Origin of the sequence: Zhongshania sp. R06B22 (assembly GCF_040892595.1) — a bacterium.
GTDB lineage: Bacteria > Pseudomonadota > Gammaproteobacteria > Pseudomonadales > Spongiibacteraceae > Spongiibacter > Spongiibacter arctica.
This window is the reverse complement of sequence record NZ_JBFRYB010000001.1, coordinates 105,227-119,509: the sequence shown is the minus strand read 5'-3', so window position 1 is coordinate 119,509 and position 14,283 is coordinate 105,227. Positions and strand designations below refer to the sequence as shown.

Below are 14,283 nucleotides of genomic sequence, written 5' to 3'. Positions count from 1 at the left end.
TTACATTTGGTGTTCTGGGAGGTTGACGACAATTCCGTGCAGCTCTTTGGTGATGACTATTTGGCAGGCAAGTCTTGAGCGTTCGTTGAAATCTGGGGTCATTTGCAGTAATGAGATTTCTTCGGAATTTTGGCTATCAAGTCGGCTAGTCCAATTTTCGTCAATAATGACATGGCATGTCCCGCAGGCGCAGTTTCCCCCGCAATCACCATCAATGCCTGGGATTAGGTTGTTCGTTGCTGCGCTCATCAATGTCTCGCCTTCAGACGCGCCAATCTCAAATGTGGAGCCGGTGTGATCAATGTAATTTATTTTTATCATCATAATCGTCCTGTAAGTGAAAGTGGTTCTAGTGAACTCAGTCTTGAGGAAATGATACTAATAAGTATCACTAGAAATATTCCATGAGACTAATCATCTTCAATTCTCAGAATTCAGTGGCGTGTTATAAAAAATAATAACTGATCACAGCTGAAAACTAGGATGTCAGATACTCAACAGCGGGCCACCCTTATATGGAAATTTTTTAAATCTAACTATTCTTCTTTATGCAGTAAACGCAGGTCAGTGCATGGGCCTAGTAAATACTAAAAACAAAAAATCATATTATCTTATTGGGACAATTGTTTGTCTTTTGGTAACTGCGGTCGCTGTAATCTGCACGGCGCTGAATATTATGTTTAATGTCTCTTCCGTGATAATGCAAGGATAAAAGCTGCGATAAGCTTCTTTTCTGTATTTCTCTTCAAATACCTATCATTAGATAGGTGCTCTCATAGCAAGTTTTCACCAATACCCCATCAAAAGGTTTGGGCGCCGCGTAATTTGATGTGCAACTATAAAGCCAAGGCTAGGTATGCGTATCTGAGCAACTGAAAGAGTCACGGTTAACTCTATTAGTGTGCAAGAGCGATGACTGGGGCTTGCTTAAAAGCTGGGTCATCACTACTGATAATGCGCTGTGTCGGTGCTTTGTCGGGTCGACCGAAAGAAGCACCGAGCTTCGGTTATCAGTGAATATGATAAGAATATGGCAATGTGGGATGGTATTTCAGCCCGGCATCGATAATAAGAAATTGGTTGAAATAAATTCCTAGCATTTACCAAAATATAATAAATGAGGATGGGGAATGGACAATTATCGTTTTCGACTTGCGGCGTTGATAATGCGCCACAGGTTGGTGGTGGCGCTTATATTTCTTGCTATAACCGTTTTTTTCGCAGTTGGTATTCAAGGCTTAACAATAAAGACGATATTCTCAGATCTGCTGCCGGCAGATGATCCATATGTTCAGGTTTTTAAGGATCACCCAAACTTCGGTAATCCACTAACCGTCACGGTCATGATAAAGCGTAAGGATGGCGATATATATAATACCGATACCCTTCAAAAGGTATGGGATTTCACCCGCGCCATTGATTTAACCCCCGGCATAAACCACGACTCTCTGATTTCAATAGCGACCGAGAAAGCGCGTTACGCGGAGGCGACGCCTTACGGTATTGATATGAAGCCGTTAATGGGCGACTCGGTGCCGTCGAGCCAGAAAGAGTTAGACAAATTCCGCCTAAATGTTGAGCAGAGCCCCAATGTCCGCACTTTCTATGTGTCTGGCGACGAGTCGGCCACCTTGATTACCGCGGCGTTTATAGAAGATCTATTAGATTACGATGTGGTGTTCAAGTCCGTGCAAATGCTGGCTAAGGAATATCGAGATGACAATCACGAAGTCTACGTCGTCGGTCAGCCAATACTGACAGGATGGGTGTACAAGCTACAAAATCAAACTTATATGATTTTCGGTATTACGGTATGTGCGCTAATTATTGCGCTGGCCTTATATATGCGCAATATCGCAGGTACATTAACGCCGATAATCTGTAGTACCGTTGCCGCAGTATGGGGCTTTGGTATGGTTGGTTGGATATCGTCACCTATCGAACCGCTATTAATGATTGTGCCCCTTCTGCTGGTGGCTCGATCATTCTCTCACTGCGTTCAATTTAGTGAGCGTTATTACGAAATCTACGCCCACTTACAAGATAAGAAGAAGGCGGCCGAAGTGACGATGGGGGTCATGATGGCGCCTTCGATTCTCGGCGTTGTCACGGATACATTGGGCATTGTATTTATTGCGTTGGCGCCGATCCCGGCTATGGAAAGGTTTGCGCTGTTTACCGGGTTTTGGGCTATTAGCATTATCCCCACCGGCGTGTTTCTTATATCTATTGTGCTGTCGTACTTACCAACCCCAAAAAATATTGACGCTTTGACTTCCCAGGATGAAGTCTCATCGGGTGTTCAGGGTCTTCAGCTTAAATTACTAAACGCGATAGCCAAGGTTACTCACGGAAAGCGTGCCAAGGTGACGGCGGTTGTTGCAACGGTTGCCACGGTGGTGGCAATTGGTATCGCCATGCAGATTAAAATTGGTAATCCTGTTGAGGGCTCAAATATCCTTTGGGAGGACTCGGACTTTAATACCGCAATACGCGCTGTGAATAGCCACTTTCCTGGGGTTAACACACTTGAAATAATTCTTGAATCGAAAACTCGCGATATTAATAATCGCGTGGTCAGAACACCGGAGGCTGTTCGGGTTTCCTTGGCGATTCAGTCTATGGTTGAGTCGGATGAGGTGCTGGCTCCCAGAGCAACATTGTCGTTTGCCGATTATATGATGGAGTCAAACCGATTGTTTTCCGGGGGCGATCCAAAATGGTTGCCGCTAGATCCTACTGCGGCAGCTGTAAGAGCGGCAGGCACAGCGGTGGTATTTGGCACTAACCCCGTAAACTTCTCTCACATTTCAGATTTCGAATTTCAAAACTCAACCATTTCGCTTTGGTATAAAGATAATAAACAGGAAACAGTTGATGCTGCACTGGCGAGTGCTCAGCGTGCGGTTGATAGCGTAGGTGTGGAGCACGCCGACTTCACCGTCAGAATGGGTTCTGGAACTATCGCGCTTCAGCAGGCGATGAACTCGGTAGTAAGCCGCTATCACTGGTTAATTCTCGGTCTCTTGAACATCGCTATATTTGGCGTTGTTGCATATGCATACAAGTCTATTGTGGCAGCGCTGATCATACTTATCCCGGTTAATATCTCAAATTTCATGTTATCGGCAACTATGCATGTATTGGGTATTGGCTTAGATATAAATTCGGTAATGGTAGCGGTGCTCGGCGTCGGGGTAGGTATCGATTACGGTATCTATTTGATGTCCAGGATTTGCGAGGAATACACCCCGGAAGTTGGCTGGGCCGATGCAATTACGCGGTCAATTACAACTACCGGCAAGGCAATCATGTTCACGGCAACAATTATGTTGATTGGCATAATGCCTTGGTACTTGCTATCTGACCTTAAGTTTATGGCTGATATGGGGCTGCTGTTAGTCGCAATTATGCTTATCAATATGGTTCTCTCCTTAGTTGTTCTTCCTCTGCTTGTTTGGCTGATCAAGCCCCATTTTGCTAGCAGAAATGACCTTATGATCGGAGAGGGAATTGATCTAAGTATATTCTTGGAAGATAAAGATACTGAGAAGAAATCAGAAGAAATTATCGACTATCAAGGAGGAGACGCAGTACTTGTAGCTCGTTAAAAAGAAGGTGTGAAGCGTGACGTTTAGTATGTGATATGTAGATAGAATAAAAATTAATATTGGAGATAATAAATATGATAATTAGAAAATACGATCATGATTATGGCCGTCGCCAGCTTATGAAAAATCTGGCTGCCGGCGCAGCAGCTGGCGTGTTAATGCCCTTGAATAAAATTTTTGCTTCAAATGGTGATCTAGCAAAAGTCTATCCCGACGAGCTGATGTCGATAGACATGTATACCAAGGGAAAAATAAGTACGGGTGACTTTCTGACTGCTGAAAATGTGGATCACGCCAAAGAACTCCTAGACCCGATCGTATTTGACCAAATTAAGACAATGGGAAGACGAATCAAAATTCGTCCAACTACCAAAGACTTTAGTGCGATGTTCCCTACAGAGTTCTATGAGCGAACGCTGTACAACATGAATAATGGTATATCTGCCGTTTTTGATAAGACGGGCAATGTTAAGACTAACAAAGGTGGGAACTGGGTCGGCGGGCTACCTTTCCCAAACCCCCGGACCGGGCCTGAAATCCAGGCCAATCTAGCGATGAGCTGGGGCCGCGCAGATTACAATCAATACGCGGTTAACGATACGGTGTTAAACCCCGATGGTTCAAAAGCCTACGATTATGAGTTTATTTGGGCCGAGCTCCAGATGCAGGCGCGCATGGATGGTAAAGCATTTATGGGCATGGACGATTTAATCCGACTGCAGACGGTCTTCTTTACGTCAACCCAGGATGTTGCCGGTAGTTCATTCTTGTCTACCTGGTATTACGATCAGCGTAAATTCCCTGACCTTTATGGATATTTACCACAGTTTAGACGTGTACGGCAGTTCCCAACTAACCAACGATTCGAGCCGCTTATTCCGGGCGTGACCTGGTTCCTGACAGATCCATGGGCAGCTGGTGATCCAATGTTGACGTGGGGCGACTACAAAATAATTGAGCGAAAGCCAATGTTAGGTGGTTTCAATGCTAAGTGGAATGGTGACAAAGACAATTGGCGCGCAGACACTCACGGTGGTCCAAAGGGCGATACTTTCTGGGATACCGACTATGAGTTAGCGCCCGAGGTTGCAATATTGGAATCTAAGCCAACAGGCTATCCCCGCGCTCCAGTGGGCAGAAGGCTGGCCTATGTCGATGTGCGTAACAATATGTATTGCGGCAATATTCGCTTCGACCGTCAGGATAAACCATGGGTCAATTTTGAAACCAACTTTGGGCAGTACAAGCTTGGTGACAAGGTCGAGTTTGGACCAGATGGTAAGACCCCAGCATGGTCATGGACCAATATTCATTCCTATGACGCGCAGACTGGACGAATGAGTCGCATCAATCACAACAAAGAAAATGGTGGCGGTCATAAATCAGAGTTCGCCGCCGATCAAGAGAAGGCATATAGCCGATTCTTTACCCAGCAGGCCTTGCAGCGTTTAGGGCAGGTCTAATTTTATCGCCGCAGGGATTCCTGCGGCAATATTTTTATAGGTAATCTCTTGATAATGAAAAATTCAAAAATAATTTTATTTTTTGCGATGCTAATTTGTTCAAGTTTTTCCGCTCACTCAGCGTCAATTAACGCGAGCCCGGTTGTGAGCGGGACAGCCCACGAAGCATTGTTTGATATAGATATACGGGGACAAGAGGGCTTTGCGGTCGGTGCGGCCGGAGATATCTATCACACAGCCGATGATGGCGTAACTTGGCAGCGTGAGCGCAGTGATAACTCCCTAGCTTTGCTTAGCGTGAGCTTTAGTGATACTAGCGTGGTTGCTGTAGGTCAGTATGGTGTCATTTTAGTTCGCAATAGTGAAGGTGACTGGCGCCAAGTTGAAAGCGGCACAAAGGAGCGATTATTCGCTGTCGATATCAACAATAGTGGATACGCAATCGTAGCAGGTTCATTTGGCACGCTATTACGTTCTGTTGATGGCGGTAATAGTTGGCAGTCGGTCGCCCCAAGTTGGGCTGGTATTTTTGACGATCCGGACAATCGGCTGGGTGGACTCTTTGATCCGAGTATTTATGGTGTAAAGGTCAGCGAGTCAGGTCGTGCGTGGGTGGTTGGTGAGCTAGCCCTGATCATGAATTCGGATGATCAAGGGTCTACCTGGACTGTCTCAAACGCGGGAGGTAGCTCAGAAGACGGTGTATCTCCGACCTTGTCTGCTATCGATATGCGATCAGATGGTGTGGCTTACGCCGTGGGTCAAGAGGGCTTCATGCTAAGAAGTCGAGATTATGGCAGTAGCTGGGAAGAGCTTCGCCGCGTTACACACCAAAATCTATTATCTGTGAAAACTAAGTCTAACGGGCTGATAGTCGCGCCGGGAATGCGCGATATCATTATGAGCACTAATGATGGGGAAAGCTGGAGGTCGGTTGTCGGTCTGGATATTCAGACTGGATGGTATGGTTCGGTCGCTATTCCTAGCGCCGGAGCTGGAGTGCTAGTGGCGGGGAATAAAGGAAACATCATTAAAATAGAGTGAAAGTAATCTAGTTAAAATAAAAAGTAAGAATTTATCGCAGGATAAAACTAGCTTAGATATTGGGGTAATATTGATGAAAAAAAGTAATATAATAAAACGTCCATTGTTTGTATGCCTTGCTGTGTGCAGCGCTATCTCTAGTGCTAAGGTCTTAGCGTCTGATGATGACTGGTTTGAAGATTTTAATATATCTTATAATGGCTTTGTTCGTGCAGAAGCTGCGGTTAGTACCAGTAGCGATGGGAATCCAAACAATCAAGGAAGCAACTATTTTAACGACCAAAGTATATCTCGCCAAGCATATCTCCCGCCGGCATTAAACCCGACTAGCGGTTTGGTAACGGGCTTACTCGGTCCGGGCGCATTAGGTGCTTGGGGTACGGTGCCCCTTCCCTTTTCAGATTCAATACGCCGTGGCGACTTTATTAAAACCACCGATAATGACTTTAACTATACGGTGCTGAGAACGGAGATAGAGCTAAACGTTCGGTTTAACTATGAAATGCGATTTATTGCCAGAGTGCGAGCAATGTTCGACCCGGAAATATACGACTCGTTTGACGCAAACGACGTTTCCCAGTTCCAGGGTGGCCTTCAAAGCGGCCCCAATGCCAACCCAGCGTTGTATGAAGGCACGCCAAGTTACTTTGATTATCTTGCTGATCAAGGCGGAAACCCTAACCCGTTGGAATGGACTGGCAAAAACTACCAAATTTACTTTCCTACGTTCTTGTTAGAGTATGCATCCGGTAATCTGTCACTACGTGCTGGTAACCAGCAAATAGCTTGGGGCCAAGCGATATTCTTCCGCGTCTTTGATACCCCGAACGGATTGGATTTACGTCGACATTCTCTACTGGATCGCGGTTTGGAAGAGTTTTCTGATAAGCGCGTACCTATGTTGTCCTTGCGTGCCACCTACCAGTTGACCAATGATATTTTGGCAGACGGGTATATTGGTCGGTTTCAGCCCTCGGTCTTCGGTAACCCGAATACTCCTTACAATATAATCCCCACTCAGTTTACTGTTAATGACACTTATGAGTCGGGTGGCTACGACGACAAATTATCTGGTGGATTTCGTTTGAAAGGCGACTATGGCCAGTGGGGGTGGCAGGCCTCTTTTGTCTCTAAGTATGCTACCGAAGGGACTTTTAATTGGGCTAAATCAGGTGTTAATAAACCCTTGTCTGGTGGTATTGGCGCCTTGATCAATACGGCCTACAACGCCAAACTCTCGGGCTGCTTGGTATATGACCCTGCTCTTTGCCGGCGCTATTCCGATTCCGGTGAGGCACTTGCTAACTCGCCTTTTGCAGCCAGTCCGGGCGGTGTTTACTCTGCCGAGGAATGGTTTAAATACGCGGCAGAATCTAGGCTTGACGCAATTGGCGGTCTGAATGCGGCTATCGAAGAATTTGACGGCTCAGTAGATCTTTATGCCTCACCTGACCAAACAGTCGCTGGTACGGCTGCTCAGTTGAATACCTTCTTCATGGCTGCCGGCGGTAGCATGCGGGGAACAATCGAGCGTCGCTATCATCGCGAGGAAGACTTCGCTTTGGGTGTCAGTTACGTTAATGAAAGTGACAACAACTTCCTTAATCAATTGATTTTTAACGTAGAGATGCAGTACACGCCGAATCGCACGTTTACAAATCCGACCTTATCACGGGAAGTGATTGAGGATGACGAGTACACGCTTGCTTTGGTTGTGGATAAATGGCATCGATTCTTTAAGGATCTTCCTGGTACCTACATAGTATTCCAAGCCTTGACTAAGAATCGCAGCGATTTGGTCGGTCGTCATTTGAGTGGCTATGGACGCGTTGGTTTGGGTGAGTTGTCTGATGGTGATACTACAACGGTTAAGAAAGAGAAATCGGGCAATGCGAACTATATTGTCTTCGGCTTTCTTCAGCCCACGGATAACAAGATATTTGAGATTGAACTGGCGACCCTCCTAGATCTAGATGGTGGTATTTTGTTTCAGCCAGGTGTCCGTTGGAATCCTGGAAAGGGCCTTACTGTTGAAGCATTTTACAACCACATTGATGGTGATCTTTGGGGAGACAACCCAAACAACAATATAATTTCCACGCTTGATTTTGCCGATGAACTTTCATTGAGAGTGACCTACCAATTTTGATTGCTGAATTAGCTTTCTTTAATAGGTATTAGCATCTGTACTTTTGGGCCGGATTAAGTTCTTTCCGGCCCTTTTTTTTGAGGATTACAAATGCACTTGTTGAAATGGTCTTCTCGTATGGATCGTCGGCAGTTTCTACGTTATGGGTCTGCGTTGTCGGGGAGCGGAGTGCTGGCGTCTCTGTGGCCGACGATAGCGTCTGCTGGCGATGTGACAAAAGCGTATCCAGATGAACTGCTCTCAATTGAAATGTACACAAAAGGTAAGATCAAAGTCGGTGACTATATAACGGCCGATAATGTTGAACTGGTGAAGGATTTGCTGGACCCGGCTAAATATAAGCATGTTGCGGAAATGGGCAGAAAGTTAAAGGTAGTTGCCACAACCACAGACTGGATGAAGATGGGCCCCTGGGAATATCAGGAGGCGACACTGTCAAATCAAGGCCAGGCAAAATTTGATAGCACTGGAAATGTAGTAACCCAGGACGGTAAACCGTGGATCGGCGGTCATCCATTTCCGCAAAGCACATCGGCCCTGCAACTGTTCGCGGGCTTAACCCTATCTTGGGGGCGGCATGACGCTAACCTATTTGCGATGAAGGAGTACGATCTAAACCCAGAAGGGGAGATCGACTACCAATATGACCTAGTGTGGGCAGAGCTTTCACCCGTAGGACGACTAGTCATCGATCCCAAGCCCTATGTGCCTGATCAAATGGACAAACTGCGTTTTAATACGGTGGTATATACGGCGCCGGAAAGCCAGAAGGGTGCCTCATACCTCAATGTCTGGTACTACGATCAGAATAAGCTGCCAGATTTATATGGTTATGTACCGTATTTTAGAAGAGTTCGTCAGTTCCCCACTAACCAAAGATTTGAGCCGCTGGTTCCCGGTTCCGCACTCTATCTTTCGGATGCCTGGGCTGCGGGCGACCCCTTACATACTTGGGGTAATTATAAGATCGTCGGTCGACAGCCTATGTTGGCGGGTGTGTCTAGTGGTTGGAATCCTGATAACGACAACTGGGAGCACGGCGTCCATGGTGGGCCTAAAGGAGATAGCTTCTTCGATAGTGTTGTAGAAATGGTACCTGAAGCCATTGTCTGTGAGGCTGAACCCACTGGATTCCCTCGAGCGCCGATTAGTAAGAAGCGGGTTTGGTTTGATGCCCGAAATCAGATGCCGCTTGCCATGGTTACCTATGATAGAGCGGGGTTGCCATTCCGCTCCTTTGACGGTTGCTACGGACTCTTCGAAGGGGGCGGTAAACAAGTTAGCGATGGCGCGCACCCCTACTGGTCGTGGACCTACTTCCATGCTTATGAGTTTCAGAGTGGGCGCATGACTAGAGTTGAGCACGTGAAAGAGCTTCGCGGTGGCCACAAGAGTTCAGTAAATGATGCCTCAATATATCAGCGATATCTTACCCATGCAGCACTGTCTCGGTTGGGACGAGCGTGAAATGACAAAAACTAATATTTATTAGTAGTTATTTTAAACACAAAATTTTATACCGTGAATTAACAAGTCGATTAATAGCGATGACGAGTTGTTAGTTCTACTAAATATAATAATCAAATTGGACCTTGAAGTGTAAGTCCAATAATGGGGGAATTCTTTGATTAAAGAAAAAACGACTATGAGTGGTATGCAGGCCTCACCGATGAACCTGGCGTCTATTCTCGAACACGCTGCACGGTTTCACGGTGATCAAGAAATCGTTTCGAGGCTGGCGTCGGGCGAGATACATCGCTACACCTATCGCGAGGCATTGCGGCGGTCAAAACAGTTAGCCAATGCGCTCCATGCGTATGGAATACAGGTGGGTGATAGGATTGCCACTATGGCGTGGAATGGCCATCGTCATTTTGAGTCCTGGTATGGAATCGCAGGCCAAGGCGCCATCTGCCATACGGTTAACCCTCGTCTGTTCCCCGCCCAAATACGTTTTATACTCAATCACGCGGGTGATCGCATCGTTTTTGTGGACCCTGCTTTCGTTGTGCTACTTGAGGAAATTCAAGATGAGTTGCCGACGGTAGAGTTGTTCGTATTCCTCACGGATAAAGCGCAATGTCCTGAGACCACGCTGAAAAATGCTATTGATTATGAATCGTTTATTGAGGGGCAGTCTGAGAATTATGACTGGCTTGAGTTAGACGAGGATTCTCCGTCATCCCTTTGCTACACCTCGGGTACCACCGGTGATCCAAAGGGGGTGTTATATTCCCATAGATCAAATCTCCTGATGGCCTATGCTTGCTGCTCGGCAGACGCCTTTAAACTCTCGGCCATGTCGAGCGTATTAATGGTGGTCCCGATGTTTCATGCCAATTCATGGGGGCTGGTTTACTCGGCACCCATGACCGGTGCGAAATTAGTTCTTCCTGGCCCCCACTTAGACGGTGCCAATATATATGATCTGGTTAACACCGAGCATGTGACCTTCTCCGCTGCAGTGCCGACAGTGTGGAGCATGTTGCTGGACTATATGACATCTAATAATTTGCAGGTCCCTGCCTTGGAGGAAGTGGTCATTGGTGGCTCGGCTCTGCCTAGGTCGATGCTAGTCCGGTTTAAACGCGATTTCGGTGTGGATGTATTGCAAGCCTGGGGGATGACTGAGATTAGCCCCTTGGGAAGCCTTAATCGGCCTATGCCGGCAACGCTAAAGTTGGATGCCGACGCCCAATTGAAGATTGCCCTTAAGCAGGGCCGACCTATGTTTGGCTTGCAAATGTGCATAAAGAATAAAGAAGGTCAGGAGTTACCTTTTGACGGTAAGACGCCAGGCCGTTTGATGGTGCGAGGCCCGTGGGTGGTCAGTTCCTACTTCAAAAGTGATTCAGTCATCCTCGATTCCTTGGGATGGTTTGATACCGGGGATATCGCGACGATTGACCCGCATGGGTTTATGCAAATTACCGATCGCGCCAAGGATATTATCAAGTCGGGTGGTGAGTGGATTTCGTCGGTGGATCTCGAAAACGCTGCTATGAATCATCCAAAGGTTGCGCTCGCCGCAGTGATTGGGGTCTCGCATCCCAAATGGGAGGAGCGTCCTCTGCTGTTGGTTAAGTTAAAGCCCGAGGCTGATTTGGGTGACGTGGAGCTTAAAGAGTTTCTGAGTACCGAGGTCGCAAAGTGGTGGATTCCTGAAGACATTAAGTTCGTTCAAGAAATCCCGCTAACAGCGACAGGGAAAATCAATAAAGTATCTTTGCGTAATGAATATATCGCGGATTACGAGGCGGATAGTTAAGGTTTGATATAAAGCTATCATTTTTATAAGGACTGATTTCCTCGCGGGTTTAAGCTATATGATTTTATCTGCGGGAGTCACTATTTGATGTTGGTGATGGCTTAGTTATTATGATCCAGTCTCTTTGTTAATAAGAGGCTAGATAGCGTATTTTTTCGATTATATTTATTAGCTTTCGACATCAATGTGTTTTCTGTGTCGCGAGTTTAGCAAAGCTCAAGGAGGCTACGATGATTTCAGCGGATATGCCCTTTCAAAAGAAATTCACGCGTGTAGATGGTAAGAAGATCGCCTATATCGATGAAGGTCTTGGCGAGCCGATTGTGTTGCTTCATGGCAACCCGACGTCATCATATTTATGGCGTAATGTGATTCCTGAGTTAGTTGGTAGCGGACGCGTGATTGCGCCAGACTTGATTGGCCAGGGTGATTCGGAAAAACTCGCGGTCAGTGACGGCCCTGAGCGCTACAGCTTCGACGTGGCCTATCGCTACCTCGACGGATTACTCGCTGAACTGGGAATTACTTCAAATGTCACCCTAGTGATCCATGATTGGGGCAGTGGCCTTGGCTTCCATTGGGCAAAAATGCATCCTGCGGCGGTAAGGGCTATCGCCTATATGGAAGGAATCGTCATGCCGGTCTCGTGGGATGACTGGCCTGAATCGGCTCGAGGCATTTTTCAAGGCTTCCGCTCAGAAAAGGGTGAGGATCTAATACTAAATCGCAATATGTTCATTGAGGCAGTGCTCCCAAGTTCTGTAATGCGTGAACTGACCGACGTGGAAATGGACCATTACCGCGCACCCTTCACAACGCCCGAGGATCGCCAGCCAATGTTAAGTTGGCCACAGCAGATCCCCATCGACGGTTCACCTGCTCATATGGTCGACTTGGTTGCCGAGTACGCCAAGTTTATGCTCAAAGCCCCGTTCCCCAAATTATTTATCAACGCTGATCCCGGATCAATTTTAGTCGGCCGGCAGCGCGAGTTTTGTCGCAGCTGGCCGAATCAGACCGAGGTCACAGTCAAGGGTACGCATTTCATCCAGGAAGATTCCCCGGTCGAAATAGGCAGGGCGGTGGCCGATTGGATGAGCACTTTGTAACAGTGATTTCGTTTATGTTAGCGGGTGTCATTAGATCAAGCTTATGGGTAATGGTAATGGGTAATGGGTAATACATAAGCCACCGGGCGTATGACAGCCGCTTTATAATTTGAAGCTGAACATAGGATTCTTGGAATATAGCTATGAGTGAACATTGTATTATCATCGGCGCCAGCCACGCTGCGGCCCAATTGGCCGGCAGTCTTCGCCAAGAGGGTTGGGAGGGCCGAATATCCATTGTCGGCGACGAGCCCTATCTGCCTTACCATCGCCCGCCCTTATCAAAGGCGTTTTTTGTCGGCGAAAAATCAGAAGATGAGCTGCTCATTCGCTCGGCTGAGTTCTATGACAAAAACAATATTGACCTGCTATTGGGCTCGGCGGTTACCCACATTGATCGCGACGCAAAAAAAATTACCCTCAAAGACGGCGCTGAAATTAGCTACACCAAGCTCGCTCTCACCACCGGTGCCCGGGTCCGCAAGATCCCATTTACCGGCAGCGAGCTTGCTGGTGTCTTCTATATGCGCGATCTTAACGACGTAAAGCAAACCCATAAATTTACTGGTCCGGGCAAGTCGGCGGTCATTATTGGTGGCGGCTATATTGGTCTTGAGACCGCGGCGTCGCTGCGCAAAATCGGTATGAATGTCACCGTTATTGAAGCGATGGAGCGTGTGCTCCAACGCGTCACCGCACCAGAAGTATCAGCTTTTTATAGCCGCATACACCGGGAAGAAGGCGTCGATATTCGCACCCAAGCCGGTGTCGAGGCCATTGTTGGTGATCAACATGTTGAGGGCGTGCGCCTTGCCGATGGCAGCACCATCCCCGCCGATCTGGTCATCATTGGCGTGGGCGTTATCCCAAACATCGAGCTAGCCGAAGCAGCGGGACTCAACATAGACAACGGTATTGTGGTCGACGAATTTGCCACCACCAATGACCCCGACATTGTGGCTGCGGGCGATTGCAGCAATCACTACAATCCCATCTACAAGCGTAAGCTGCGCTTAGAATCCGTACAAAATGCCACTGATCAAGCAAAGATCGCGGCGAAAAGTCTCTGCGGTAAACCTCAAGCTTATTCAGCCCTACCGTGGTTTTGGTCAGACCAATACGATCTAAAGCTTCAAATCGCGGGACTCTCGCAGGGTTTTGACCAAGTCATTATCCGCGGCAACAGTGAAGAGGGACGCAGCTTCGCCGCATTCTATTTCAGTGAAGGTCGTTTTATCGCGGTCGATGCGATTAACCGCCCGAAGGAATTCATGATGAGCAAGCGCGCGCTTAGTTCAGGCCAGACGGCTGATCCGCTGAAACTCGCTGATGAGTCGATTGAGATGAAAGACGTATTCAACTAATTCTAAGTATGAGAACACAGACGATGCCATTAATTTTCTACACATCACATTACGGCAAGATCCAATAGGTTGGGTTAGGGGGAGGTGAACGGCACGAATTTAATGATTTTAGCCTTAAGTAATAAAGCGAATAAGAAGAAATAATGGAAGTGGATGAAGTTGTTTTTATTTCGCCTTATGCGGTCGTCTATCCTCCTTGAGATGGCGATTGTGCGCTCACATTGTTAAATGAGGTGAGCATAAATAGACTATATCGATACGATATTTACATTAAG

The 14,283-nt window shown here is 47.1% G+C and carries 9 protein-coding genes; 8 read left to right on the top strand and 1 reads right to left on the bottom strand.

Annotation, left to right across the window (positions count from 1 at the left end; genetic code table 11):
- Positions 1-324 carry a 2Fe-2S iron-sulfur cluster-binding protein gene (locus AB4875_RS00485; RefSeq protein WP_368374065.1) on the bottom strand — a complete coding sequence of 108 codons (324 nt, stop codon included), beginning with the start codon at positions 322-324 and terminating at the stop codon, positions 1-3.
- Positions 325-1,130: 806 nt separating this feature from the next.
- On the opposite strand from AB4875_RS00485, the gene AB4875_RS00480 reads away from it, so the two are divergent.
- From AB4875_RS00480 to AB4875_RS00445, 8 genes are all read left to right on the top strand, one after another.
- A complete protein-coding gene (locus AB4875_RS00480; RefSeq protein ID WP_368374064.1) occupies positions 1,131-3,611 on the top strand; it encodes an efflux RND transporter permease subunit in 2,481 nt (826 codons plus the stop codon).
- A 74-nt stretch (positions 3,612-3,685) separates the two neighbouring features.
- Positions 3,686-5,074, top strand: coding sequence for a DUF1329 domain-containing protein (locus tag AB4875_RS00475; protein ID WP_368374063.1), 1,389 nt, complete (start codon positions 3,686-3,688; stop codon positions 5,072-5,074).
- Between the two features lie 144 nt (positions 5,075-5,218).
- Entirely contained in the window at positions 5,219-6,118 is a 900-nt protein-coding gene (locus tag AB4875_RS00470) for a WD40/YVTN/BNR-like repeat-containing protein (RefSeq protein ID WP_368374062.1), read from the top strand.
- A gap of 73 nt (positions 6,119-6,191) precedes the next feature.
- Positions 6,192-8,267 (top strand): DUF1302 family protein, encoded by a 2,076-nt coding sequence (locus AB4875_RS00465; protein WP_368374061.1) that lies wholly within the window; start codon positions 6,192-6,194, stop codon positions 8,265-8,267.
- A 90-nt stretch (positions 8,268-8,357) separates the two neighbouring features.
- Positions 8,358-9,734, top strand: coding sequence for a DUF1329 domain-containing protein (locus tag AB4875_RS00460; protein WP_368374060.1), 1,377 nt, complete (start codon positions 8,358-8,360; stop codon positions 9,732-9,734).
- A 157-nt stretch (positions 9,735-9,891) separates the two neighbouring features.
- Positions 9,892-11,535, top strand: coding sequence for a long-chain fatty acid--CoA ligase (locus tag AB4875_RS00455; RefSeq protein ID WP_368374059.1), 1,644 nt, complete (start codon positions 9,892-9,894; stop codon positions 11,533-11,535).
- Between the two features lie 230 nt (positions 11,536-11,765).
- Positions 11,766-12,644: a haloalkane dehalogenase gene (locus tag AB4875_RS00450; protein ID WP_368374058.1), complete on the top strand. Its 879-nt coding sequence runs from the start codon at positions 11,766-11,768 to the stop codon at positions 12,642-12,644.
- Positions 12,645-12,787: 143 nt separating this feature from the next.
- Positions 12,788-14,008, top strand: coding sequence for an NAD(P)/FAD-dependent oxidoreductase (locus AB4875_RS00445; protein WP_368374057.1), 1,221 nt, complete (start codon positions 12,788-12,790; stop codon positions 14,006-14,008).
- Positions 14,009-14,283: the final 275 nt, after the last annotated feature.